We start from the raw sequence: 24909 nt of genomic DNA, 5'->3' as shown, positions 1-24909 counted from the left end.
CCCAAGACGCGTCAATCCCGGTGACGGGTTGTTAGGTGGATCGAACTAAACGGCGTGCTCCCCAGTGGAGTGCGCCGTTTGTCGTTTGCGTTGTACATCAAGAAGCCGCGCCTGCTCGTGCTGGTGGCCGCCATGATCGCGGCCCTTTCCATGACATTGTCGGGCGGCACGGCACCGGTGGAACAACTGATCGACCCGTTGCGCGTGGCGGCCTGGACCCGGCCGGCCAGCGGGCAGGTCGTGGTTGTCGAGATGGACGCGGCGAGCGTGGCTGCGATCCACGAATGGCCCTGGGCGCGCGACCATTATGCCGCGGTGGTGGACGAGCTGCGCACGGCCGGAGCAGGGTCCATCACCTTTGACGTCGACTTGTCTTCTCCGGCTACTCCTGCCGGTGATGCGGAGTTGGCAAAGGCTTTGGCCAGGGCCGACGGGCTGGTCGCGCTGCCGACCTTTGGGCAGCGGGCGCGATCGGACGACCAGCGCTCCATAGACTCGCTCCCGATTCCCATCCTGCGCGACCATGTCGCTCTGGCGTCGGTCAGCATGTTGCCCGATCCCGACGGGGTGGTGCGCCGCGCGCCGTTCGGGACGGTGACGGATGGCGTGCCGCGGCCTTCGTTATCCTCCTACATGGCGCGCCGGTCCGGGAAGGCGGACGAAAGCTTTCCGATCGATTTCGGTATCGATCCCGGCACCCTGCCGCGACTAAGCTTTGTTGCCGTTCGCGATGGGCATTTCGATCCAGCGCAGGTGCGCGGAAAGGACGTGATCATCGGCGCGACCGCGATCGAGATGGGCGACCGTTATGCGACACCATATTGGGGCGTCGTTCCGGGGGTCGTCGTGCAGGCGTTGGCTGCCGAAACGCTGGGTCGCGGCGTCCCGGTGCAGGGAAGCATCTTCACAGTGCTGCTGGTGGCCGGGGCCATCGGCGCGGGTGTGTTGTTGCTGAGCGGCACGGCGGGGCCTGTAGCGGCGATCCTGGCGCCCTTTGCCCTGTTCGTGGCGGGCGTGACGGTTCAGGTTGCATGGGGGCGGGTGTATCCGCTTGCACCCGGCGTGATCCTTCTGCTTCTCGTCGCTGCGGGGCTGGCGGGGATCAAGTTCCTTCACCGGATCGAGCGTGAGCGCAGCGTGGACGCGGATACAGGGCTGCCCAACAAGCGGGTCATGGCGGCCGATCTTGCTGGCAGCGTGGACGGGCAGGTCGTGGTGGCGCTGATCGGCAATTTCGACAATCTGCTCACCATCTGTGGTGACAGGGCCGGGCACGACCTGGTGCTGCGCCTGGCGGACCGGTTGCGGTTCGGTGGGCAGGTATACCGGCTGGGGGACCGGCTGCTCGGGCTGTTGCTGCCCGCCGATGTCGACCTGGACGAGCATGTCGCAGGGCTGAGCGCCGTGATGAGGCAGCCAGTGGAGATCGCCGGCCGCCTGGTCGATGCCGCGGTGCATCTGGGGGTCGTCACCGGTGGCGCGGATAACGACCGGCTGTCGCGTGCGACGCGGGCGGCGAATCAGGCCGCGGCGGAGAACGTGTTCGCGCGACACGACCAGGTCGACATGGACGCGGTCGAGCGCGAGCTGATCCTGATGGGCGAACTCGACGAGGCCATAGGGGCCGGGCAGATCGAGGTGCATTACCAGCCCAAGCTCGACATCGCCGCCGATCGGATCGCCAGTTGCGAGGCGCTGGTGCGCTGGCGCCATCCGACTCGCGGGATGGTGCGGCCGGACCTGTTCATTCCGCTTGCCGAGCAGGCGGACCGGATTGGCCCGCTGACACTGTTCGTGCTCGATCGCGTCGTCAACGACCTGCAATCGTGGCGGGCGAGCGGGCTGGAGCTGACCGCGGCGGTGAACGTGTCGGCAAAGCTGGTGGCCAGCGCTTCGTTCGCGGCCAAGGTTCGCGACGTGATCGAAAGCGGGCGGGTGCGACCCGAATGGCTGATCCTGGAGGTGACCGAATCGGCGGCCTTGGCCGAACCGGAGCGCGCGGCCGCCGTGCTGGGCGAATGGCGCGCGATGGGCGTGTCGGTGTCGATGGACGATTATGGCACCGGCCAGTCGACGCTCAGCTATCTGCGCCAGCTGCCCTTGTCGGAACTGAAGATCGACCGCAGCTTCGTCCAGCACGCCCACCAGAACCGAGCCGATGCGCTGATGGTTCGGTCCACGGTCGACCTGGCGCACGAGCTGGGCATCAAGGTCGTCGCGGAAGGCATCGAGGAGGAAGCCTGCCTCAACTTCCTGCGGGAGGTTGGTTGCGACATGGCACAGGGATACCATATCGGTCGTCCGATGCCGGCCACCGACTTCGTGCAGCGCCTGACAAATACCAGTCTGGCAGCCTAACCCAGATTGGACGGGAGGCTGACATTTAGGGGCTGACAAAAAAACCTGCTCGGCTCGCCCTAATTTTGTCCGAGTGGGGGAACTATGTCCGTGTCATGACAGTAGCGTTACGAATGGAAGAACACGCGTTCGGGCCCGGGCTGCCTCGGCTTGCGCCTGCGGGCGGCGCGGCCGCTGTTCCGCATGGCGGCGCGACGCTGGCGCGAGCGGGTGTCGGCGCGGAGCTGGTCGCGCCCGAACAGTTGCGGCGTGGCAAGACGGGTTGGCCCTCGGTCGATCGCGGGCTTCGCATCGGTGCCATCGTCAACAAGCGCGCCCATCGCAATGCCGCGCGCGAAATCTTCAACGGGTCAACGCTGCTGGACTGGGCGGCTCCGTCCAGCGTTGGCGAGCTTGACGCGGCGCTGGCACGCTTCGCTGAATCCAAGATCGACACATTGGTCATCGATGGTGGGGATGGCACCATCCGAGACGTACTGAGCGCGAGTGCCCGTGTCTTCACCGGCCCTATGCCGACGATCGCGGTGGTGCCGTCGGGCAAGACCAACGCGCTGGCGATCGATCTGGGCGTGCCCGCCGACTGGTCGCTGAAGGATGCGATCGCGGCCGCGGCAACGGGTCAGATAAGAGTTCGCTCTCCCATCGAGGTGTCGCGCCTGGGGGAGGCGGGACCCGGCCTGCGCGGCTTTCTGTTCGGGACGGGGGCGTTCGTAAAGGCGACCGCGCTGGCGCAGGAAACCCACAAGGTTGGCGCGTTCCGGGGTCTTGCCGTCGGCATGGCGCTGACTGGCGGCGTTCTGCAGACCGCATTTGCCGGCAGCAACAATCATTGGCGGCAGGGCGAGCGGATGGAGATCCAACTGGAGGACGGGCGCCGGCTCGACCGCTCGCTGTATCTGGTGCTCGGCTCCACGCTGGAGCGGTTGCCGCTGGGGCTGAAGCCGTTCGGGCGGGAGCGCGCCGGGCTGAAGTTCCTGGGCATCGACGCGCCACCCCGTCACATCGTTGCGACCGCGCCGATGCTGCTGTCGGGGTCTGAGGCCGGATGGCTGGAGCGTATCGGCTATCACCGTGCCGATATGGAAGCGATGACCATCTCTGTGCCGTCGGGCTTCATCCTGGACGGCGAACTGTATCGCGGCGGTGACCTGTCAGTTCGCAAGGGAGCGCCGCTGCGGTTCCTGGTGCCATGACCGGTTCGGCGCTGCAAAGCGCTGTAATCCGGGACCTGGCGGCGGAGGTTCCGACCGAAGTGACGGAGGTTGCGCGGACCCTGGCGGCACGGCTGGGCGGGGTGGCGGTGCTGTTTTATGGCTCCGTCCTGCGCACGCGTCAGTTGGGCGACATACTGGACTTTTATGTGCTGACCGATCGCGACGGCGGCTTCGCGTCGCGGTATCTGTGGCCCGATGTCAGCTTCCAGGAGATCCCCGCAGGTGGGCGGGTGATCCGGGCCAAAGTCGCCACTATGACCCTGGCGACCTTTGAACGGGCGACGACGGGCGTATCGATCGATACCACCGTGTGGGTCCGCTTTGCGCAGCCGAGCGCGCTGGTCTGGGCTTTGGGACCGGATGAGCAGGCCCGCGTAACTCGCGCGGTTGCCGCCGCCGCCACCACCGCCGCTTCCTTTGCGGCGGCCCTGGGCCCGCGCCAGGGCCGGCCCGCCGATTACTGGCAGGCATTGCTGCGCGAGACGTACCGGGCCGAACTGAGAGTCGAGGCACCCGGGCGCGAGCTACAGGTGCTGGCCCATGCGCCCGAGCGTTATGACCAATTGCTGCCGCTGGCTTGGGACGCGGCGGGAATACCATTCCATCGCGGAAGCGAAGGGGTGGCGCCACGCCTGTCGTTCGGCCGCTGCCGCCGGCTTGCCCAGGCGTGGCTGACGCGCGCGGCGATGGGCAAGGCGCTGAACATCGCTCGGCTGGTGAAGGCCGCCTTCACCTTCGAAGGCGCCGCACGCTACGGCCTGTGGAAGATCCAGCGGCACACGGGCGTGCACATCGCACTGACACCCTGGCGCGAACGCCATCCCGTGCTGGCGGGCCCCGGCGTGTTGTGGCGCGTGCTGCGGGCGCAGAACGCGGCAGCCCGCAACGCATGACATCGGTCACCACGGCCCTGATCCTGGCGGGAAGCCGACCGGGGGGCGATCCGCTCGCCCAGGCAGTTGGCGTCCGGCACAAGGCACTGATCGAGATCGGCGGCACCAGCATGCTGGCGTACGTCGTCGCGGCGCTGCGTAGCGCGGGGATGACCCGCATCCTGGTCAGCACCGGCGACGAGGCAGTGAGCGCGGCGGCAGTGGCCTTGGGGGCGGAGCCGGTTGCGGCGGAAGCGGGGCCGAGCGGCAGCGCTGCCGCTGCACTCGCGCTGGCCGGCGCGCCGTTGCTGCTGACCACGGCGGATCACCCCTTGTTGCGGCCCGAATGGATCAGCGACTTTTTGCAGGCCGTGCCCGCAGAGGCGGACGTGGCCGTGCTGCTCGCCAGGCAAGAGGCGATCGAGCGGGACGCGCCGCCCAGCCGCCGCACCTATCTGTCCTTTGCCGATGGGCGCTGGTCGGGGTGCAACCTGTTCCTGCTCGTGACCCCGGCGGCGTCGCGCGCGCTGGATTTGTGGAGCCATGTCGAACGCGACCGCAAGCGGCCATGGCGGATCGTGCGCCGCCTCGGGCTGGGTATGATCTGGCGTTATCTGACCGGGCGGCTGACCCTGGCCGCCGCTGTGGCGCGGATCGGTGAGGGCGTCGGGATAAAGGCGCGGATCGTGGCTGCTGGGAACGGGCTGGCGGCGGTGGATGTCGACTCGCCCGGCGATCTCGAACTGGTTCGCGGCTTGCTGACATGACCGACCAGCCTGTCCGGCTGGCGATCTATGACCTGGACCGGACGATCACCGACTGGCCGACCTGGACGCCGTTTCTGCTGTTTGCGGCGCGGCGTGATGCGCCTTGGCGGCTGGCGTTGCTGCCGCTGGTCGGCGTCGCGGCGGGTGTCCGGGCAGCAGGGTTGATCGACCGCAACCGGCTAAAGATAATCATGCATCGCTTGTTGCTGGGCGGAAGGATGACACCCGACAGGGCAGCGGCAACTGGAGATGCCTTTTCGGCATGGTTCGCTCGGGATCATGTTCGGGCCGCCGCGCTGGAGCAGATGCGGCAAGACCGTGCGGAAGGGCGGCGAATCGTGATCGCCACGGCGGCGCACCACTTTTACGCCGATGCGATCGCCGCTCGGTTGGAGGTTGCCGACCTGGTCGCGACCCGGGCGCTGCGGGACGGGGCGGGGCGGATCACTCCGGCGCTGGACGGACCGAACTGTTACGCCGGTGCCAAGCAGGCCATGTTGGCATCGTGGCTGGCGGACCAGGGTGTCGCGAGGGCGGACGCGCACCTGCGCTTTTATTCAGACCATATCAGTGACGAGCCGACTTTCGCCTGGGTCGACGAGGCGGTCGTGATCAATCCGGATGCGAAGCTGCGCGCGCTGGCTGCAACACGGAGCTGGCGCTGCGCCGAGTGGCGCTAGCGCCGGTACCGCATCTTTACCCGCAGGGTACGGCCCCCTGCTGGCAGCGTGAACTGCGTATCCTTCATCGACGGCAGGCCAAGCGTCGTCGACGCATCGTTCGAGAAGCCGAACCCTTCCTTGGGCACGAACAGCGTGCGGTTGAAGTCGTGGTCGGCATTCTCGTCATGATACTGCGCCACCTCATAGATGCCGGGCGGCAGCCAGAAACAGGTCTGCGTTATCGGGGCAACAGCAGGCACCCGCGCGCGCAACAGCTTGCCGCCCTTGGCCAGGAACTTGCGGCTGTCATTGGCATAGACCGTAAACGCGACCTCTCCATTCCCGTTGCGGAGCCCGGTGGCCTCCACGGTCAGGCGCGCGGCGCCGGGCGTGTGCGCTCCGGTGCAGGACTGGGCTGATGCGGTGGTGGGCGACAGTGTGGCGAAGGCAGCGGTGAACAGGCCGGCGGTGATCGCAGTTCTCATGGTCATCGCTGATCCTTAGGGCCGCGAAGCTGAACCTTTGATGGGCGCACAAGGTTCAGCTGAATTGTTCGACGATGGCAGCAGCGGCGCGATCGGCCGCGGGCTGATCCGTGTGGTCGAAGGTGGCGGCGAACGCGGCGCGCTGCGCTGCGTCGAATCGGTGCGGGTCAGCCGCCGCGCGGTCGAGCGCAGAGGGGAGCTGGTCGATCGTCTCCACCACCTCCCCCAGGTGCCAGTGCGCGAAATTGGGATCGTCACGCCAGTCGAGCCCCGCGGCGTTGATGAAGATGGCCGGGCGGGGGCGCGCGATCCATTCGTAGATCTGGCTGCTTGCGTCGCCAATGTAGATGTCGGCGCCGCGTGTATAGGTCATGTCGACCGAGCGATCGCTTCCCTGGTCGATGATCATGTGCGGGTCCTCACGATGGCGGCCAGCCACATCGGGCCGCCAATGGAGCTGCCGGTGCTCTACCGAGGCATGGATGCGGCGCTGGAACAGCATGACATGGGGCGCGAACACCAGATCGAAGCGGGACTGGCCAGCGAACCAGTCCAGGATCGCCGGCCCCATCCGGTACCAGGATGACAGGCGCGGATCGAAATGGGGATTATAGAGCACGGTGGGCCGGTTGTCGGCGAACAGGCGCGGTGGATCGCCGGCCCCGATCGTGTCGAACTTGGGATAGCCGATGATGCGATAGCTGTCGGGCGTGACCAGCCCTGCGTCGAGCATGCGGTCGCGCACTTTCCTGCCCGACAGCAGGACCAGGTCGAACTGGCGCGCCACGGCGCGAAATCCGACGGATCGGTCACCAGCGCCATGCGGGATCCAGACGAACTTCAGGCCGTGCAGCCCCATGCGCTCGCGCAGCAGCAGCGACGTGGTCTCGGGCACCACCAGCACGTCAAGCTCGGCAAAGGCCGCCCGGTTCTGCCACAAGGTCGCGACGCGGCGGAACGGGGCAACGAAGCGGAGCACGCGGTCCAGCGTCATGGCGCCGCGGCCGATCGCCAGCGGCACGAAACGGACCCGCGCCGCCGCCTCCGCCCCGATCAGCGCCCGCACCCGCGCCGCCTGTTCATCGGACGAGGTCAGCACCCGCACCTCCACCCCCGGATAGCGCAGCAGTGCCGGGATGACAGGCGCGGTGTGGCTGATCTGGTGCAGCGCGTCGTGATTGTAGAGGAACCCGACCTTCATCGCGTGACATATTCCACGATCGCGTCTGCTGCCCGTGCCGCGGCGCCGGGGCTGGTATCGCCCAGGCTCGCCGCCGCCATCGCGCGCTGCCGATCAACATAGAGTGCATGGCGGGCGGGGGCGGCGCGGATCGCGTCCATCAACTGCGCCGGATCGTCCACCACGTCACCCAGATGCCAGTGCGCGAAGCTGGGGTCATCACGCCAGTCGATCCCGTGCGCGTTGAGGAAGACGCAGGGGCGCGGGTCGGCAAGGAATTCATATACCTGGCTGCTGACATCCCCGACATAGATGTCGGCTGCAACCGCATAGCTCATGTCCACGGACCGATCGGAACCGGGGTCGACCAGGACGTTGGCGGTGCTGCGCGCCCGCCACTGATCGCGCAGCTCATCGTTACAACGCCGGAACAGCTTGACGTGAGGCGCGACGATCAGGTTGATCGACGGGTCGGCCGCGAACCCATCGAGCATGGGTTCGATGAAGCGATACCAGGAGGTTAGCTTGGGTTCCTTGTGCGCGTTATAGAGCACGATGGGGCCCGGGCTGGCGAAGGGCAGCCCCTCTGCCGTTGCCAGGTGAGCGGCGGTGTCGAGCTTTACCGACCCTGTCAGTGCATAGCCACCCTCTCGCACCAGTTTCGCTTCCAGCATCCGCGCGGCGGTTTTCGGGCCGGCAAGAAGGACCAGGTCGAAGGTGGCGATGCGGGGAATGAAGCCGCGCGCCCGATCGCCGAATCCGTGCGGGCTGTAGATCAGCACCGGATGTTTGGCACCCAGGCGGCGCAACGCGGCAACCGTGTTCTCCACCGCGAACACCGCGTCATAGCCGTCCAATTCGGCGATGTTGTCCCGCATCACCATGTCCTTGAACATGCCAAGCCGCTTCAGGCGCTGGAGGGCGCGGGTCAGGAACGATCGGTGCAGCCGCCGATAGTTCCCCGGCGGCGCGTCCATGGCGCGGCGTACGCGCTCCAGATGATGCGGCGTGTCCGGGTCGTTGTAATAGTTCACCACCGTCCAGCGATGCCGGTCCGCGAGTTCCAGCGCGATCGCCGCACCATGGTAGCACTGGTAGGCCTCGGCGATATAAAGGAAGGCGATCCGCATGGGTGCGCGCCTTATCGCACCCGAACACAATGGGAAGAAGTCGTTGGTATCCTCCACGCGGCAACCGACGCCGTTCGGCCGCGCCTTGCGCAATGTTGGCTGGCTGTTGACGGGCAAAGGGGTCGGTGCGGTCCTGTCGATCGTCTACCTGGCGCTCGCGACCCGGTCGCTGGGCGTGCAGAAGTTCGGCCAGTTCTCTCTCGTGCTTAGCACGGCACAGGCGGTGGCCGCCTTTGCCGGGTTCCAGACCTGGCAGATCGTGGTGCGGTTCGGGATGGCGCACCGTGAGCGGCCGGGCGGCGGCGACATGGCGGCGCTGGCCCGGGTCGTGCGATTTTGCCTGTTGCTCGACCTGGGGGCGGCACTGGTCGGCTGCGTGCTCGCGTCGATTGCGATGCTGTTGATGCAGGATCACTTCGGCTGGTCCCCCCACCTGACGCGCAACGCGCTGTTGTTCAGCTTCGTGTTGTTGCTGTCCGTCCGATCCACTGCGGTCGGTGTCCTTCGACTCCACGACAAGTTCGCGACCGGGGCGGGGGCCGATGCCGTGACCCCGCTGGTGCGGTTCATCGGCGCGGGGATCGCGGTGTGGTGGCATGCGACGGTCACCGGCTTCCTGATCGCCTGGGCCGCGTCCGAGGTGCTGACCGCTGTCGCCTACTGGATCAGCGCGTCACGTGCCGCACCCGGATTGATGAGCCACTGGCGGGGCGGCTTGCGCGCGCCGGCGGAAAATCCGGGGCTGTGGCGCTTTGCCTTCGTCACCAACATCGGATCGACACTGACCGTCGCGTCACGCCAGGTGGTAGTGGTGCTGGTCGGGCTGGTGACCGGCGCGGCAGCGGCGGGTAATTATCGCCTGGCCTATCAGCTCAGCCAGTCGCTGGTCCGCCTTGCCGACATGTTCGCGCGCGGCGTGTTTCCGGAGGTGAGCCGTGCCGACGCCAGCCGCACGTATGAGGGGCTGGTCGCGCTGGTCCGCCAGTCGGGCAAGCTGGCGGTTGCGGTGGGCGGCGCGACCTGTGTGCTGGTGCCGTTGCTCGGCTCACCCGCGCTGCACCTGATCGCGGGGGCGAAGTACCTCGGCGCCTATCCGGTTCTGGTGCTGCTTGGCATCGCGGCGGGGTTCGACATCATGGCGGTGGGGTTCGAGCCGGTGTTGCTCGGCACGGGTCACGCGACGCAGGCGCTGGTGATTCGGGTCGTCGCCGCGGCCGTGCTGTTCATTGCCGTGGCGCTGTTGATGCCGCCGCTGGGCGTGATCGGGGCGAGCATCGCGTCGCTGATCGCGTCGGCCTTGCTGCTGGCGATGCTGGTCCACGCGGCGTTGCGGCTGATCCGCGGCCTTGCCCGATCAGCCGCCTGACACTCATCGGTTGGTTGCGGGTCGCACGGCGCGGGAGGTGATCGGCGTTGACGCGGGCAGTTCCCCGGCGAGCTGCGTCTTCACCTTCTCCGCCGCGGCCATGACCCGCAGGACGTTGCCGCCCGCCAGCTTGGCGACGTCCTTGTCCGACCAGCCGCGCCGCATCATCTCCGCCAACAGGGCAGGGTAGGTGGTCACGTCACCCAGCCCTGCCGGCAGGGTCGAGCCCACGCCGTCATAATCGGAGCCGATCCCGACGTGATCGACGCCCGCGACCCGCGCGACATGATCGATATGGTCCGCCACCTGCGCGAGCGTGACCTGCGGGGCAGGGTGCTGGGCGAGCCAGGCTGCATAGTCCGCCGCGGCCTTTTCAGGCTGGCCGATGTCGAGCCCGCCATAGGGCGGCGCATTGAGGCGGGTCTTTTCCGCGGCCGCATCGGCTGACCAGCGGCGATACGCATCGGAGACGTAGCCGGGCGCATAGTCCACCATGACGACGCCGCCGTTGGCGGCGACCAGCTTCAGCGTCGCATCCGACACGTTGCGAGGATGGTCGTTGATCGCGCGGGCGCCCGAGTGGGAGTATATCACCGGCGCGCGGGTCACCTCCAGCGCATCGCGCATCGTGTCCTCGTTCACATGGCTGAGGTCGACCAGCACGCCCAGGCGGTTGAGCTCTCGCACGACCTGCCGGCCAAAATCGGTCAGGCCGCCATGCTTCGGATCGTCGGTGGCCGAGTCCGCCCACTCAATGGTTCGCGAATGGGTCAGCGTCAGGTAACCCGCGCCCAGCGCCGCATAGGTGCGCAGCACCGATAGGTCGGCATCGATCTGACCGCCGCCCTCAACCCCGATCAGGCAGCCGATGCGGCCAGCCTTGTGTGCGCGGCGAACCTCGTCCGCGGTGCGTACGATCGTGAAAGTCTGGGGGGAGCGCGCCGCGAGTGACCGGACGAGGTCGATCTGCTCAAGCGTCTGTTCGACCTGTTCAAGGCCCGGCAGGTCGGGGGACACCCAAACCGACCAGAATTGCGCGCCGACCATGCCGCGCCGCAAACGGTTGATGTCGGTGTTGTACGGCTCAGGCCGGGCAGACAGGTCGGTCAGGTCCATCGTCCAGCGCGCGTCGCCCTCCCGCTCGCGCAGCGCCTCGGGCCAGTCATTATGCCCGTCGATGAGGGGGGTCGCCTTCAGCACGCGCGCGACGCGGGCGGCATAGTCCTGTGCCAAAGCCGGTGTCGCAGCCACCAAGGTCGCCGCCGCGAGAAGGAGGCTGAGGCGCAGGGATTTTCTTTTCGTCGTGCGCGACCAGTTGTCCTGCATTTCCATCCCCTGAATGTCCGATTGGCGCAGGCTGGAGGATGCCCGTACCGATGTACAGGGCACGGACGTTCCGCCCGACGCGGGGGCGAAGTTTCCGCGCGGGCGGAACAGGACCGGCGAGCCGAACGCTTCGCCGCCATGCCGACCGCTGCAATCGAGAATGCCACCATCGCATACCGGGACGGCGGGCCTCGAGATGGGCAGCCGGTGCTGCTGATCCATGGCTGGCCCGATGACGCATCTACCTGGGACGAGATAGCGCCGCTGCTGCACGGGGCGGGGTTGCGGACCATCGTGCCCACCCTGCGCGGCTTTGGCGACACGCGGCTGCATGGCGATGCGCCACCGTTCGGGAACAGCGCCACGCTCGCGATCGACATGATCGGGCTGATGGACGCGATCGGCGTCGAACGGTTCATGGTGGCGGGCCACGACTGGGGATCGAACATCGCCGAGGCGCTGGCGGTGGGCTGGCCCGACCGGACGGAGCGAATGGCGATGCTCTGCTCACCGCCGCGACTGGGCGGGGTGCCGACCCCATCCTTCGACCAGACGCAGCGGCAATGGTATCACTGGTTCATGGCCACCAAACGTGGTGCCCAGGCGGTGCGCGACGACCGCCGCGGCTTCGCACGCCGGCACTGGGACAACTGGTCGCCCGCCGGCTGGTATAACGAGGCGACGTTCGACCGCGTCGCCCGGTCATGGGACAATCCCGACTGGGTCGATGTGACGCTTCATAGCTATCGCTGCCGCTGGGAAGAGGCGGAGCCCGATCCCCGCAGCATCTGGCTGGAAGACAAGATCAGGGAAACGCAGACGCTTTCGCTGCCGACAATCTACGTCCAGGGCGCGGACGACGGGGTGAACCCGCCCTCGGCAAGCAGCACGGTGCCGGCCAAGTTCGCCGGTCCCTTCGCCTTTGTGACGGTGCCAGGCGTTGGCCACTTCGCGCAACGCGAGAACCCGCGCGAGGTCGCGCGACACCTGATCCACCTCTTCACCGGCGATATCGCCACCCTCGCCGACAGTACCGACAGGAGCCTTCCCATGACGAAAGCCACTTCCCTGATCGTCGGCGTTGCCGCCGCTGGCCTGATTGCCGCGACGGCGCTGGGGATCGCCCAGGCCCAAGGGCGCAGCGGGCAACTGACTCAGGTCGCCCAGTTCGATCATCAGGTGACCGGCGTCGCCGTGGTCGCGGATGGCCGCCGCTTCGTGAACTTCCCGCGCTGGACCGATGACGCGCCGATCTCCGTCGCGGAGGTGATGAAGGACGGCAGTCTGCGCCCCTATCCCGATGCCAAGTGGAACAGCTGGCGCAACGCGCGCGCCAACGAGCTGCCGGTCGGGCACTATTTCGTCTGCGTGCAGTCGATCGTTCCGGACGGTCATGGCAACTTGTGGGTGCTCGACCCCGGCGCGCCCGGCAATGAGAAGATCCTCGAAGGCGCGCCCAAGCTGGTCAAGGTGGACCTGCAAACCAATCAGGTTAGCAAGGTCATTGCCGTTCCCGGCGACGTCGCGCTGCAAGGGACCTATCTGAACGACATCCGATTCTCACCCGACGGAAAGATCGGCTACATCACCGATAGCGGCACGCGCGGCGCGATCATCGTCGTCGACCTTGAATACGGCAAGAGCTGGCGCGCGCTCGACGGGCACCCATCGACCCAGATCGACAAGACGGTGAAGGTGGAAATCGAGGGCAAGCCGCTGGTCCGCCCGGATGGCCGTCAGCCCATGTTCTCCGCCGACGGCATCGCGATCTCAGCCGATGGACGCACGCTCTATTGGCAGGCGCTGACCGGCAAGACGCTATACTCGATCGACACGGCGCTGCTGCAACAGGGCAGGGGCGAGCAGGACCGCGCGGCGGGCGTGAAGACGGTGGCGCAGACCCATGTCGCGGACGGGCTGTGGATGAGCAAGGCCGGGGTGCTGTATCTCACTTCGCCCACCGATTATTCGATCAAGCGTCTGGCCGGGTCGACAGTGGAAACGGTGCTGACCGACAAGCGGCTGCGCTGGCCCGATACCTTCGCCGAAGGGCCGGACGGGACGATGTACGTGACGGCTAGTCACATCCAGGACACGCAGTGGTTCACCCCCGGCGCGCCGCCCTCGGTCCGGACACAGCTTTTCTCATTCAAGCCGGCCGGCTGATCAGAAGCGATAGGTCGCGCCCGCTTCCGCTGCCACGAAGCGGTCGGGTGCGATGTCGGCGTCGGCGAGCGCGGTCGCCAGCTCATCCACGGGAGCCTCGCGCGGCTCGTCGGTGAGCTGGAACGTGCCCCAATGGATGCCAAGCGCGTGGGCGGCGCCAAGGTCCTGCATGATGCGGACCGCCGCTGCCGGGTCGACATGCTGGTCGCCCATGAACCAGCGCGGTTCGTACGCGCCGATCGGGATCAGGGCGAGATCGGGCGACCCATGACGGGCGCGCAGGTCATGGAAGATTTTGCCGGTTCCGTAGCCCGTGTCACCGACGAACCAGATGCTGGCCACGGGTGTGTGGATCCAGTGCCCCGACCATAGCGCCATTCGGCGGTCACGGGCGCCCCGGGCAGACCAGTGATTGGCGGGGGTCAGTGTCGAGGAGCAGTTTCCGCCCAGATCAAGGCGATCGTGCCAGTCGCCGACGACGATGCGCGCGCCCGGCACGGCCGCCCTGACGATCGCGTCGTTGCCTAGCGGCATGGCGAACAGCGGCGCGAAGCTCGCCTGCAATCGGCGGAGCGTGGCGACGTCCATATGGTCGTAGTGATTGTGGCTGAGCAGGACCGCGTCGATCGGGGGCAGGTTCTCGAACGCCACACCCGGTGCCGTAACCCGCTTGGGGCCGGCGAAGCTCAACGGGCTCGCACGATCGGACCAGACCGGATCCGTCAGCAGGTTCAGCCCGGCGACCTGGATCAGCAGGCTCGCGTGACCGACCATGGTGACGGTCAGCGCATCGACCCTGGCTGCTGGACGTGCAGGCGTGACGGGTGCGCCCGTTGGCCACTTTGCCGCAGCGTCTGCCATCTTCCAGCGCAGAACCTGGCCCAGGCTGCGGTCGGTTGAGGGCTCGCCGGGGTTGAAGAAGCGTGTTCCGTCGAAGTGATCGCTCGACGGGCCGGCGTAATGGGGATTGCGGGGCATGAGCTGACGCTAGCCCAGCGGATGCGGTCAGGTCATCCGGCATCCGCACCGCACCGCTCGATCAGGCGGTCGAGGAACGGGGCCTGGCTGACCAGCATCATGGTGCGTGCCTGATCCAGGCCGAACCAGCGCGCTTGATCGACCTCGGGGATTGTCATGGTCCTGCCGCTTCGGGGAGGCCAGGCGATCTCCACCGTGTTGCTGACGACCTTGGCTGGGTCGAGGTCAAGACTAGCGGCAAAGGCGACCACCGTCTTGCCGCCCGACTGGCGCACCTCGCCCAGCGGGGTTAGGGGAACGGCAACCCGGATGCCGAGTTCCTCGGCCGCTTCGCGCCGGGCGGCGGTTTCATCATCCTCGCCGGGTTCCACCATCCCCTTGGGCAGTTGCCATGCGCCCACGTCCTTGTTGCGCCAGAACGGGCCGCCGGGGTGAACGAGGAGAACTTCGAGGCCTTGGGCGCCCGGGCGGTGCAGCAGCACGCCGGCACTGCGCTTCACTACCATGGCCTGCCCGCCGCATCGATGCGCATCGTCGCTTCCCCTTTAGACCGGCGCGGGCTTGATCGACCCGTCGCCCTTGTTTTCTGAAGCGACAGAACGCGTATGATGACGAACGTTCCCGCGTCCGAGCGCGACGAACGCAATCGATCCGCAGGCGCGAGGAACGCCGCGGGTTCCAGCTTGTTACGCCCCCATGGCCTTCGCAGTTGCAGCGACAGATGGCGGTGATCACGCCGGACGACCACCGTTAGTGGAAGAAACCGACCCCGGCGTGGCGGAACAGCTTCCCGCACCACCAGAGGAGTTGCTGCGCGAGAGCAGCCTGTTCCTGGATTTCGACGGAACGCTGGTCGCCATCGCGGAGCAGCCCGATGCGGTGATCGTCGAGGAAGTGCTCAAGTCTCTCTTGCCGCGCCTGCTCGTGTCGCTTCAGGGTCGCGTCGCGATTATCAGCGGACGTGCGCTAGGGGAGATCGATAGGCTTTTGGTCGGGGGGCGTTTCGCGGCGAGCGGAAGTCATGGCCTGGAAGTCCGCTTCCCGGACGGGCGGCTTATCACCCCTGCCACGCCCGCTGCCCTGTCGGAGGTCGTTGCGGACATGCGGGCGTTGAAACGTGCGACGCCGGGGCTGGTGGTCGAGGAGAAGCCGTTCGGGGCCGCGTTGCACTACCGGACTGCGCCGGCCGCCGAAGAAGCGTGCCGCGCGCTTGCGACCAAGCTGGCCGAGCGCGACGGCCTTACCTTACAGCCCGGCAAGATGGTGTTCGAGATCAAGGTCGCCGGGGAGGACAAGGGCACGGCCCTGCGCGCCCTGATGGCCGATCCGGTGATGGCGGCCGGGCGCCCGATCTTTATCGGCGACGACCACACCGACGAGGTGGCGTTCGAGGCCGCAGCAACCATGGGTGGAACCGGCATCCTGGTCGGCCCGGCGCGGCCTACCGCCGCCCGTTATCGTTTGGTCGATGTGCCGGCGACACTTGAATGGCTCCAACGCGCGCAGAAAGCACTCGCATGACACCCGATCTCGACCTGTGGCCCATCGGTAATTGCCAGGTCAGCGCCCTTGTCGACCGGGCCGGGCGGTTCGTCTGGGGATGTGTGCCGCGCGTCGATGGCGAGCCGGTCTTTTCGGCACTGGTCAACACGCGCGACGAGGACCAGCGCGGCATCTGGTCGATCGAGCTGGAAGGCTGCACCCGCACCGAACAGGCGTATCGCCGCAACACGGCGGTGCTGGTCACCCGCCACAGCGACGACGCGGGCAACGCGATCGAGGTGGTCGATTTCTGCCCGCGGTTCGAGCGGCATCATCGCCTGTATCGGCCGGTCGCCTTTGTCCGGACGGTACGGCCATTGTCCGGCTCGCCCCGGATCACGGTGCGGCTGCGACCGTCAAGCGGGTGGAGCGGGGAGGTGCCGGCAACCACCTCCGGCTCCAATCACATCCGCTTCCTGGTCGATCCCCAGCCGCTGCGCCTCACCACCAACGCCCCGATCGGCCTCATCCAGAACGAACGAACGTTCCGGCTGGAGCATGAGCTATGCTTTTTCCTTGGACCGGACGAAAGTTTTTCGGGCGACCTGTCGGTAACGGTCGGGCAGATGCTGGCCGACACCACGCAGGAATGGATGGAGTGGGTGCGCGGGCTCGCCACGCCGCTGGAATGGCAGGAAGCGGTGATCCGCGCCGCCATCACGCTGAAGCTTTGCCAGCATGAGGAAACAGGCGCGATCGTCGCGGCGCTGACCACGTCTATTCCCGAACATGCCGGCTCGCAGCGAAATTGGGATTATCGCTACTGCTGGATCCGCGATGCCTATTACACGGTGCAGGCGCTCAATCGCCTGGGCGCGCTCGACGTGCTGGAAGGCTATCTGGCCTACCTGCGCAACATCGTCGACCAGTCGCAGGGCGGGCACATCCAGCCTCTTTATGGCGTGCTGGGGGAATCGACGTTGGAAGAGCGCGAGGAGCCATCGCTGGCGGGATATCGCGGCATGGGGCCGGTGCGCGTGGGCAACCAGGCCTATGAACAGGTCCAGCACGACGCCTATGGCCAGATCGTGCTGTCCAACGTCCAGGCGTTTTTCGACCACCGGCTGTTCCGCATGGCCGACCTTGGCGACTTCGAAGCGCTGGAGCGGGTTGGCGAGCTCGCCTGGGAAGTTCATGACAAGGCCGATGCCGGCCTGTGGGAGCTGCGCACGCGCCAATCGGTGCACACCTATTCGACGGCCATGTGTTGGGCGGCGTGCGACCGGCTGGCCAATGCCGCCAAGGTGCTTGGGCTGGAAGACCGGCGAGTGCTCTGGCAGGAGCGGGCCGACCAGATCCATACCACCATCCAGCAATCGGCATGGCGGGACGAGACAAGTCGCCTGTCCGCCACGTTCGAGGGCGATGACCTGGACGCGAGCCTGATCCAGCTGCTCGACCTTCGCTTCCTGGAGCCGAAGGACCCCCGTTTCCTGTCGACGCTGGACGCGGTGGAGGCGGGACTGCGGCGTGGGTCGCACATGCTGCGTTATGCTACCGAAGACGACTTCGGATTACCCGAGACCGCGTTTAACTTCTGCACCTTCTGGTTGATCGAGGCGCTGCACCTGACCGGCCGGCACGCGGATGCGCGGAAGTTGTTCGAGGAGATGCTATCCCGGCGGACGCGATCGGGTCTGTTGTCGGAGGATATCGACCCGGTATCGGGCGAGCTATGGGGTAATTTCCCGCAAACCTATTCGCTGGTCGGGATCATCAACTGCGCGGTGCTGCTGAGCCAGCCCTGGGGAACTATTCGTTGAACCGTTTGATCATCATTTCCAATCGAGTTTCCGCTCCCAACCAATCGGGCGCGCAGGGTGGGCTTGCGGTCGCGCTGCAGGCGGCGCTGCGTGAATATCGCGGCATCTGGTTTGGCTGGTCCGGGGAAACCGTGGAAAGCTTTACCGGCAGCATTAATTTCAACCGGGCCGAAGGAGTCACCACCGCGACCGTCGACCTGGAGGAACAGGACGTCGACGAATATTACAACGGCTACGCCAACCGGACGCTGTGGCCGCTATTCCATTACCGAATCGACATCGCCGAATATGAGCGCGGCTTTGCCGGCGGCTACCAGCGCGTCAACGACCGCTTCGCCGACACCGTGGTCCCCTTGATCGAGCCGGACGATACGGTCTGGGTGCAGGATTACCACCTGTTCCCGTTGGGCGACGCGCTGCGTCAGCGCGGCTGCCGCAACAAGATCGGCTTTTTCCTCCACATCCCTTGGCCACCACGCCGGCTGCTCGCGACCCTGCCCGAAGCAGCGACGCTGACCCGGACGCTTTTCGCCTATGACGTGGTCGGTTTCCACACGGAGGAATGGCTCGACTCGTTCCGCGATTACGCCCGCAACGAGCTTGGCGCGGTGGAAGAGGAGGGCGATGTGCTCTGCCTCGATGGTCGCCGGGTCAAGCTGGTGGTGGCGCCGATCGGCATCGACACCGCCGAGTTCGTCGCAGCGGCGAGTTCGGTGCCGGCCAGGCTCGCCTTTCGCCAGATGCGCCAGAGCGCCACGGGGCGCGACCTGATGGTCGGGGTGGACCGGCTCGACTACTCAAAGGGGCTGGAAGAACGATTCCTGGGTTATGAGCGGTTCCTCAACGAATACCCGGAGGAGCGGAAGGAAGTTTTCCTGCTCCAGATCGCGCCGCCTTCTCGCGGGTCGGTCGAGAGTTACCAGCGGATTCGGACGACGCTGGAAGGACTGGCTGGGCGGATCAACGGTGCCTATGCCGATGTCGACTGGGTGCCGATCCGCTACGTCAACCAGGGCTATCCGCGGGGCGTGCTTGCCGGCATCTACCGGGCGGCGAAGATCGGGCTGGTAACGCCCTTGCGCGACGGCATGAATCTGGTCGCCAAGGAATATGTGGCGGCACAGGACCCGGCCAATCCCGGCGTGTTGATCCTGTCGCGTTTCGCCGGTGCCGCCGCGCAGCTTGGCAAGGGCGCGGTGCTGGTCAACCCTTATAGCGCGGAGGAGATGTCGGACGCGATCATGCTCGCGCTCAAGATGCCGCTGGAGGAACGCCAGCAGCGCTGGCAGGCGATGATGGAGAACGTCACGGCGGAGGACGTGCTCTGGTGGCGCCAGCGCTTCACGGACGCGCTCGAAGAAGTTTAATATGGCCGACCAGTACTCGAACGCCGGTTGACTACCTAGCCAGAGGTGTTGTTCGCGAGCGGTATACCCAACAGAGCTGGACCCCAAGACTGGTGACGACGGGATAAGCGCGGCGCGCACTTGAAGCGGTACTGCTTACTAGGCGGATGCACCACTACCGATGTTTGCAATGAATACTTAACGTCAGAAGCGCCGACGTTGTTTGAGGTCCGGTTCTGAATTAGGTCCGGCTCTGTTCTGATCCAACCCGTGCCATTGTCTGTGTCAGTCTAGCTGCCGGCAAACGTTGGGACGACGACGGCGGTTAGCCCTAGTGCATCGGTGGTGGGGCGATGCTCACCTGAAGCGGGCCGGGCCGTGCGACAATCATCGCGTCGTCACCGGATCGGGCGGGGGCAGCTTGGTGATCTCTCCCAATGCTGCCTGCGCGCCGGCATCCCGCGCCGGGCGGTCGCGCTTGTTGTCGCCAACGGTCAGATGATCAAGCGCGCTGACCGCCGGGGTAAACAACGGAATGTCGCCGCGGTGGAACACGCGTTCATAATGCGCATCCGCATCATAGCCTTCCAGGCCCGGAACGAGCAGCGGCCCTTCGAGCAGCCCGGCCGACGCCAGCAGGCTGGCGCGGGCGAGATACTCGTTCGCGACCGTGATGTTGTAGTTATTGCGCACGGTCAGCAGGTCGCGGGCAAGGTCCAGAACGTCCAGCGTGGTGCGGTCACCCGCCTTTTGCTGAAGCAGGGCACCGTCGTAAGCGCGCTGGGCGGCCGCGATCGCCGACCGGTAATCGCCCAGGCTCGCCCGCGAGGAGGCAAGCTGGTCCCAAGCGCTGCCGATCGATTCGCGCGTGTCGCGATAAGCCTGGTCGAGCAGCCGCCAGTCGGACTGGTTCGCTTCCCGTGCCTCGTTGGTCCGCTCGCGACGCAGGCCCGAGTCGATCAACGGCTGGCTGAGGACCACCTGGCCCACAAGCTGGGTCGTGCGCAGATTGTCGTTATAGGGTGACACGGAGCCGTAGTCCGCCGTTCCACGCAGATCGACCCGCGGCAGATACTCCGCCTTTGCAGCGCTGACCGCGGCGCGTGAGATCTTTTCGCGCGACTGGGCCGCACGGATCAGCGGGCCGTTCGCCTCCGCATAGGAGTAAGCGGCGTCGAGCGCGGTGAAGCGGATGTCCAGCAGATCGGGCGGCAGCAGGTCGCCCGGAGGAGCGCCTACCGAGGCCAGGAACTGCTTTTGCGAAATGCCAAGCTGTCCCTCGGCCTGCAGAAGCTGAGCACGGCCCAGGTCCACGCGCGTGCGGGTCTGGTCCAGGTCGGTCAGCGTCAGATCCCGTACGTCGAACCGGATCTGGTTCTGGCGCAGCTGCTCTTCGAGCAGGGCAAGGTTCTGGCGAGCAATGGTGACGGAGGTCGCGTCACGCAGCACCGACACATAGGCCGTCACGACGCCGTTCAGCGTCTGCGCTTCGGTGATGCGCAGGCTGTCGCGCTGGAACTGCGAGCTTGCGATCGCGCCGGCTTCACTCGCAGCGTTGCGGCCAAAGGTGAAGACTGGCTGGTTAAGGACGAGCGATGCGGTGCTCGCCCAGCCGCGCGCGCCGGCAAAGGTGCCGGGCAACACTTCAACGCGGCTGCGCGTAAAGGTGTAGGCACCCGTGGCCGAAAGCGCCGGGCCAAAGGCGGAGCGTGCCTGGGGAACGCGATAGTCCGCGGCGCGCGCCTGTGCCCGCGCGGCGAGCAGGTTGGGGTTGGTCCGATACGCCACCGTGATCGCTTCGGCGAGCGAGCGCACGGGCGCCAGCGCCGGCACCGGGTCGTTGCGGTCACGCTCTGGCCCGCCCGACAGATAGCCACCACCATCGGGGCGATAGGTGGGGGAGGGGCGTGGCCCCGCCACCGGTGCCACCTGGATCACCTGTGCTGACGTGGACGCGGGCGGCACGTCGGGCGTGCCCGTGACCGGGGCGGCGGCAGGCTGCTGGCCGGGCTTCGCGACCGGGGCCGGCGCTTGCGGCGACGCTGGGCGGGTCGCCGGCCGGGTTTGCGCGGCAGCGATGGTGGCCATGCTGCAGGCAAGCAGCAGGGCTGGTGCGAAATGTCGGATCATGCAGCCCTCTGGCTTAGTTGTCGCGGAAGGCGCGAGCGAACTGATCGCGCAACGGCTTGGTCATGTAGCTCAGCATCGACCGGCTGCCCGTGGCAATGAACACCTCGGCGGGCATGCCCGGGCGCAGCTTCAGCTCGGGCCAGCGGGCAAGATCCGCCTGATCGACCTCGATGCGAACCGCGAAATAGCTTTGCCGCGTTTCCTGGTCGTTGGTCCGCTCCGGCGCGACCAGCATCACCCGGCCGGTGATTTCCGGCGTCGCGGTCGAGTTGAACGCGGTGAAGCGGATCCGTGCATCCTGGCCAGTCTGGACCTGGTCGATGTCGCCGGGGCTGACCATGGCTTCCACCAGCAGGCGATCCTGGTCGGGCACGATCTCCATGATCGTTTCCGCCGGGCGGATCACGTCGCCGATGGTGGCAAAGGCGAGCTTGTCCACCGTGCCCGAATAGGGTGCGCGAATGACGCTGCGTTCATGGATGTCGGCGGCGTTGACGCTGCGGATCTGTTCCTGGTTCAGGCTGCCGTTGATGGTGGCAAGCTGGGTACCCGCATCGCTCCGCCGCGTCTGGCCAAGCTGGATCAGCTGTTCGTTCGCTTCGGTGATGCGCGCCTGTGTTTGCGCGATCTGCGCCTGCAGGGCGGCGATGCTGCCCTCCATGTCGGCGCTGGTCCGTTCAAGCTGGTTGACGCGGGAGATGGTGACCAGGTCCTTTTCCCACAGCTCCTTGACGCCCTTGCGCTCGGGCTCGATCAGGGCAGCCTGCTTCTGCAGGGCGCGGATCTGCGCCTCATAGCCGTCGATCTGCTTGCGGTTCTGTGCGACCCGCGCTTCCAGCTGGGCGCGCATGCCGCCTTCCTCGGCGCGACGGATGCGGTACAGCTTCTCCTCGTCCGCCATCGCCTGGCGAGCGCCGGCGTCGTTGCGCGCGCGAAGCTCTGCCGGGAAGTTGATCCGTCCGGTGCCAAGCCGCTCCGCCTCCAGGCGCGCGCGCTGGGCGGTGAGCTGATCAACGGTCAGCGACGACAGTTCCGACTGGCTGCCCGTCACCTTGTCGTCCAGGCGCATCAGGATGTCGCCCTTGTTCACATGGTCGCCGTTGCGGACATAGATGGCCGCGATCGTGCCGCCGATCGGATGGGCGATACGCTTGACGCGCGATTCGACGCCGACCTGGCCGCCGCCGACAACGGCGCCGCCGATCGGGATGAACACGGCAAGCGCGACAAACGCAACCACAAGTGCACCGATGGTCAGCAGGGCGGTGCGAAGCCGCCTCCGCATCTGCATTTCGGGATCATAATGCTCGACCTGCCAATCCGGCGTGGTCAGGCGGGCGGGAAGGTTGGTAGCCATTAGCGTTCACCTCCGGCGGCCTTGCGCGGGGCCTCACCGCGAGAGTTGTCGGCCGCCTCGACGCCCGCGTTGATCGGAATGGGCTTGCTCATGATCTTTGCCAAGACTTCGTCGCGTGGGCCGAACGCTTCCTGGCGGCCATCGCGCATGAACAGGACGTGGCTCACCCGCGCCAGGGCGGATGGCCGGTGGGCAATGACGATGGCGATGCCACCGCGCGCACGCACCCCGGCGATGGCGTGCTCCAATGCTTCCTCGCCCGCCTGGTCCAGGTTGGAGTTCGGCTCGTCGAGCAGCACCAGGAACGGATTCCCGTACAGCGCGCGGGCAAGGCCGATGCGCTGGCGCTGTCCTGCGGAGAGCTGCGTGCCATCGCTGCCGACCGGCGTTTCATAGCCCTGGGGCAGGGCAACAACCAGGTCGTGGACGCCGGCCGCCTGCGCCGCGGCGATGATCACCTCGGAGGGTGCGTCGGGCTCAAAGCGGGCGATGTTTTCGGCAACGGTGCCCTCCAGCAGTTCAACCGTTTGCGGAAGATAGCCGATGGCCTCTCCGAACCGCTCCGGATCCCACTGGTCGCGCGTCGCGCCGTCCAGGCGGACAGAGCCGCGCAGCACCGGCCACACGCCGATCAGCGCCCGCGCCAGGCTGGTCTTGCCCGCCGCGCTCGGCCCGATGATGCCCAACGCGTCTCCGGCACCCAGCCGGAACTGGGCATGCTGCACGGTCACCCGCTGCGTACCCGGAGGAGCGATCACGACCTGCTCGACCAACAGTTCCTTGCTCGGACGGGGCAGCTGCACAACCGCGTCGCCAGCGGCGGAAAGGCGGGCGAACAGATCGTTCAACCGCCGCCAGCCTGCGCGCGCCGAGGCGAAGCCGCGCCAGTTGGCGATGGCCGTGTCGATCGGCGCCAGCGAGCGACCGGACAGGATCGAGGAAGCGAAGATCACGCCGCCCGATGCCTTGCCATCGATCACCAGCAGCGCGCCGACCGTCAGGATGGCGGACTGCAGGAACATGCGGAAGACCTTGCTGCTGCCGCCCAGCACGGCGACGGAGCGCGCAAGCCGGTCGTTGGACGCCAGGTAAACCTTGTTCACCTCGCTCCAGCGGTCCCGCATCCGTTCCCGCATGCCAAGCGCGGTTAGCACTTCCACATGCCGCAGATTACTTTCGGCCATGCCGCTGCGGTACGAGGTGAGCTGGCCGATCTCCTGCGTCGGCGCCTTGGTAGCGCGATCGGTCATCCAGGTCATGCCGATCATGATCAGCGCGCCGACGAGCGCCGTCACTCCCAGCCAGATATGGAGCATGCTCAGGACCACCAGGAAGAACACGATCCAGGGCAGGTCAATCAGGGTGGTCGGCCCGGTGCCGGACAGAAAGGCGCGGATGTTGTCCAGGTCGCGCATCGGGGTCATGCCGTCCCCGCTGAAGCGCCCGCCGCGGAGCGCAGCCTCACTGATCGCGCGCTGAACAAGGGGCTGCATATTCTGGTCGAGAGCGCTGCCTACGTCGTTCAGGATGCGGCTGCGCATCATATCGAATAGCGCCTGGAAAGCGTAAACGATGGTGATCATCGCCAACAGGCTGAACAGGGTCGGAAGGCTGTGGCTCGGCAGAACCGAGTCATAGACCAGCATCATGTAGATGGACCCGCCCAGCAGCAGAACGTTGAGCACCGCGCTGAGGATCGCAACCGTTATGAACGCGGTGCGGTACCGGTGCACGGCCCGCCACAGCGGGGTGCCTAGTTTGACTTCGGCCGCCAATACTTGTCCCCGCCCAGCTTTGCCCGCCCCCTTCAGAGGGCAGTTCTCAAGCCTATCAGGTCCCTTCCGAGCGGCGCCGCGCGAAATATCGGCCCGTGAATTTCGGTGCGGGCTTCTGTGTGCCGGGACACTTCCCAGCTGTGAGCTGCTGCCTGACCGGTCGTTCTGCGGTGGTGCTCTGATAAGCGAACCAGTTTGCCCACGCCCCTTGAGACCGGACAGCTTATAGAAAACTGCAAAGGCCTCACCCGCCTCGATTGCGCGAGCGCTCGCTTGCTACCTCAATCAGCCTTCGACATCTCGAACCGCTGATACCCTGCGTACCTCGGCTGTCTTGCTTGAGCTTCCTCACAATCAGTCCTTACTCGCTCGAGGCACACATCACGAGGTAATTTGCCCTAGGGTCAGGACCCATTGATGTGAGAGGCGCGATCTGATTCAGGCTCTGTGAGGAGAGCGTGGATGAGCGACCTGTACTGGCTGACGGATGAG

Annotated in this window: 19 protein-coding genes; 10 read left to right on the top strand and 9 right to left on the bottom strand. The window is 66.5% G+C overall.

Features of this window, described 5'->3' with window-relative positions; translation table 11 throughout:
- Positions 1–78 precede the first annotated feature (78 nt).
- The 5 genes from FHS94_RS17080 to FHS94_RS17060 all read left to right on the top strand — a co-directional run bounded on the left by FHS94_RS17080 (position 79) and on the right by FHS94_RS17060 (position 5891).
- Positions 79–2358 (top strand): putative bifunctional diguanylate cyclase/phosphodiesterase, encoded by a 2280-nt coding sequence (locus FHS94_RS17080; RefSeq protein WP_184060139.1) that lies wholly within the window; start codon positions 79–81, stop codon positions 2356–2358.
- A 113-nt stretch (positions 2359–2471) separates the two neighbouring features.
- Positions 2472–3551 carry a diacylglycerol/lipid kinase family protein gene (locus FHS94_RS17075; RefSeq protein WP_184060137.1) on the top strand — a complete coding sequence of 360 codons (1080 nt, stop codon included), beginning with the start codon at positions 2472–2474 and terminating at the stop codon, positions 3549–3551.
- Entirely contained in the window at positions 3548–4465 is a 918-nt protein-coding gene (locus tag FHS94_RS17070; RefSeq protein WP_184060135.1) for a hypothetical protein, read from the top strand. The genes FHS94_RS17075 and FHS94_RS17070 overlap by 4 nt, the downstream gene beginning before the upstream one ends.
- Positions 4462–5211, top strand: coding sequence for a nucleotidyltransferase family protein (locus FHS94_RS17065; protein ID WP_184060133.1), 750 nt, complete (start codon positions 4462–4464; stop codon positions 5209–5211). The genes FHS94_RS17070 and FHS94_RS17065 overlap by 4 nt, the downstream gene beginning before the upstream one ends.
- Positions 5208–5891, top strand: coding sequence for an HAD family hydrolase (locus FHS94_RS17060; protein WP_184060130.1), 684 nt, complete (start codon positions 5208–5210; stop codon positions 5889–5891). Before FHS94_RS17065 ends, FHS94_RS17060 begins: the two co-directional genes overlap by 4 nt.
- On the opposite strand, the gene FHS94_RS17055 is transcribed toward FHS94_RS17060, so the two are convergent.
- The 3 genes from FHS94_RS17055 to FHS94_RS17045 are packed head-to-tail and all read right to left on the bottom strand — an operon-like array spanning position 5888 to position 8668.
- Positions 5888–6364, bottom strand: coding sequence for a DUF2141 domain-containing protein (locus FHS94_RS17055; RefSeq protein WP_184060128.1), 477 nt, complete (start codon positions 6362–6364; stop codon positions 5888–5890). The genes FHS94_RS17060 and FHS94_RS17055 overlap by 4 nt on opposite strands.
- Positions 6365–6413: 49 nt before the next feature.
- Positions 6414–7559, bottom strand: a complete 1146-nt coding sequence (locus tag FHS94_RS17050) for a hypothetical protein (RefSeq protein ID WP_184060126.1) — start codon at positions 7557–7559, stop codon at positions 6414–6416.
- A complete protein-coding gene (locus tag FHS94_RS17045) occupies positions 7556–8668 on the bottom strand; it encodes a hypothetical protein (RefSeq protein WP_184060124.1) in 1113 nt (370 codons plus the stop codon). The genes FHS94_RS17050 and FHS94_RS17045 overlap by 4 nt, the downstream gene beginning before the upstream one ends.
- Here FHS94_RS17045 and FHS94_RS17040 point away from each other — a divergent pair.
- The gene (locus FHS94_RS17040) at positions 8667–10034 is read left to right on the top strand and encodes a lipopolysaccharide biosynthesis protein (RefSeq protein WP_184060122.1); all 1368 of its coding nucleotides are present in this window, start codon (positions 8667–8669) and stop codon (positions 10032–10034) included. The genes FHS94_RS17045 and FHS94_RS17040 overlap by 2 nt on opposite strands.
- 3 nt (positions 10035–10037) lie before the next feature.
- Here FHS94_RS17040 and FHS94_RS17035 read toward each other — a convergent pair whose 3' ends face one another.
- The gene (locus FHS94_RS17035) at positions 10038–11360 is read right to left on the bottom strand and encodes a dipeptidase (protein ID WP_184060120.1); all 1323 of its coding nucleotides are present in this window, start codon (positions 11358–11360) and stop codon (positions 10038–10040) included.
- A 138-nt stretch (positions 11361–11498) separates the two neighbouring features.
- Here FHS94_RS17035 and FHS94_RS17030 point away from each other — a divergent pair, with 138 nt between their 5' ends.
- Entirely contained in the window at positions 11499–13526 is a 2028-nt protein-coding gene (locus FHS94_RS17030) for an L-dopachrome tautomerase-related protein (RefSeq protein WP_184060118.1), read from the top strand.
- On the opposite strand, the gene FHS94_RS17025 is transcribed toward FHS94_RS17030, so the two are convergent.
- Together FHS94_RS17025 and FHS94_RS17020 are read right to left on the bottom strand one after the other, a co-directional pair.
- On the bottom strand, positions 13527–14504 hold the full coding sequence (locus tag FHS94_RS17025; RefSeq protein ID WP_184060116.1) for an MBL fold metallo-hydrolase: 978 nt from the start codon (positions 14502–14504) through the stop codon (positions 13527–13529).
- Between the two features lie 32 nt (positions 14505–14536).
- Entirely contained in the window at positions 14537–15010 is a 474-nt protein-coding gene (locus tag FHS94_RS17020) for an NUDIX hydrolase (RefSeq protein ID WP_184060114.1), read from the bottom strand.
- A gap of 247 nt (positions 15011–15257) precedes the next feature.
- Between FHS94_RS17020 and otsB the strand changes: the two genes are divergently transcribed.
- From otsB to FHS94_RS17005, 3 genes are read left to right on the top strand one after another with little or no spacing between them, the layout of a single operon-like run.
- Positions 15258–16025, top strand: coding sequence for a trehalose-phosphatase (gene otsB / locus FHS94_RS17015; RefSeq protein ID WP_343055341.1), 768 nt, complete (start codon positions 15258–15260; stop codon positions 16023–16025).
- Complete coding sequence (locus tag FHS94_RS17010) at positions 16022–17809, top strand: glycoside hydrolase family 15 protein (protein ID WP_184060109.1); 1788 nt, start codon at positions 16022–16024, stop codon at positions 17807–17809. The genes otsB and FHS94_RS17010 overlap by 4 nt, the downstream gene beginning before the upstream one ends.
- A complete protein-coding gene (locus tag FHS94_RS17005) occupies positions 17806–19176 on the top strand; it encodes an alpha,alpha-trehalose-phosphate synthase (UDP-forming) (RefSeq protein WP_184060107.1) in 1371 nt (456 codons plus the stop codon). The genes FHS94_RS17010 and FHS94_RS17005 overlap by 4 nt, the downstream gene beginning before the upstream one ends.
- 366 nt (positions 19177–19542) lie before the next feature.
- Here the strand turns inward: FHS94_RS17005 and FHS94_RS17000 are convergent, their stop codons facing one another.
- Genes FHS94_RS17000 through FHS94_RS16990 form a run of 3 tightly spaced genes read right to left on the bottom strand, consistent with a single transcriptional unit; the run spans position 19543 to position 24417 of the window.
- Entirely contained in the window at positions 19543–21285 is a 1743-nt protein-coding gene (locus FHS94_RS17000) for a TolC family protein (protein ID WP_184060106.1), read from the bottom strand.
- Between the two features lie 13 nt (positions 21286–21298).
- The gene (locus FHS94_RS16995) at positions 21299–22642 is read right to left on the bottom strand and encodes an HlyD family type I secretion periplasmic adaptor subunit (RefSeq protein WP_184060104.1); all 1344 of its coding nucleotides are present in this window, start codon (positions 22640–22642) and stop codon (positions 21299–21301) included.
- A complete protein-coding gene (locus tag FHS94_RS16990; protein ID WP_184060102.1) occupies positions 22642–24417 on the bottom strand; it encodes a type I secretion system permease/ATPase in 1776 nt (591 codons plus the stop codon). The genes FHS94_RS16995 and FHS94_RS16990 overlap by 1 nt, the downstream gene beginning before the upstream one ends.
- Positions 24418–24909 lie beyond the last annotated feature (492 nt).

Origin of the sequence: Sphingomonas aerophila (assembly GCF_014199305.1) — a bacterium.
GTDB lineage: Bacteria > Pseudomonadota > Alphaproteobacteria > Sphingomonadales > Sphingomonadaceae > Sphingomonas > Sphingomonas aerophila.
This window is presented reverse-complemented; position numbering and strand designations above follow the sequence as displayed.

Bases quoted from the DNA above. Each gene is read 5' to 3' on its own strand.
- FHS94_RS17075 (WP_184060137.1), top strand. From the start codon at position 2,472: ATGGAAGAACACGCGTTCGGGCCCGGGCTGCCTCGGCTTGCGCCTGCG.
- FHS94_RS17070 (WP_184060135.1), top strand. From the start codon at position 3,548: ATGACCGGTTCGGCGCTGCAAAGCGCTGTAATCCGGGACCTGGCGGCG.
- FHS94_RS17065 (WP_184060133.1), top strand. From the start codon at position 4,462: ATGACATCGGTCACCACGGCCCTGATCCTGGCGGGAAGCCGACCGGGG.
- FHS94_RS17060 (WP_184060130.1), top strand. From the start codon at position 5,208: ATGACCGACCAGCCTGTCCGGCTGGCGATCTATGACCTGGACCGGACG.
- FHS94_RS17055 (WP_184060128.1), bottom strand. From the start codon at position 6,364: ATGACCATGAGAACTGCGATCACCGCCGGCCTGTTCACCGCTGCCTTC.
- FHS94_RS17050 (WP_184060126.1), bottom strand. From the start codon at position 7,559: ATGAAGGTCGGGTTCCTCTACAATCACGACGCGCTGCACCAGATCAGC.
- FHS94_RS17040 (WP_184060122.1), top strand. From the start codon at position 8,667: ATGGGTGCGCGCCTTATCGCACCCGAACACAATGGGAAGAAGTCGTTG.
- FHS94_RS17045 (WP_184060124.1), bottom strand. From the start codon at position 8,668: ATGCGGATCGCCTTCCTTTATATCGCCGAGGCCTACCAGTGCTACCAT.
- FHS94_RS17035 (WP_184060120.1), bottom strand. From the start codon at position 11,360: ATGCAGGACAACTGGTCGCGCACGACGAAAAGAAAATCCCTGCGCCTC.
- FHS94_RS17030 (WP_184060118.1), top strand. From the start codon at position 11,499: ATGCCGACCGCTGCAATCGAGAATGCCACCATCGCATACCGGGACGGC.
- FHS94_RS17025 (WP_184060116.1), bottom strand. From the start codon at position 14,504: ATGCCCCGCAATCCCCATTACGCCGGCCCGTCGAGCGATCACTTCGAC.
- FHS94_RS17020 (WP_184060114.1), bottom strand. From the start codon at position 15,010: ATGGTAGTGAAGCGCAGTGCCGGCGTGCTGCTGCACCGCCCGGGCGCC.
- FHS94_RS17010 (WP_184060109.1), top strand. From the start codon at position 16,022: ATGACACCCGATCTCGACCTGTGGCCCATCGGTAATTGCCAGGTCAGC.
- FHS94_RS17000 (WP_184060106.1), bottom strand. From the start codon at position 21,285: ATGATCCGACATTTCGCACCAGCCCTGCTGCTTGCCTGCAGCATGGCC.
- FHS94_RS16995 (WP_184060104.1), bottom strand. From the start codon at position 22,642: ATGGCTACCAACCTTCCCGCCCGCCTGACCACGCCGGATTGGCAGGTC.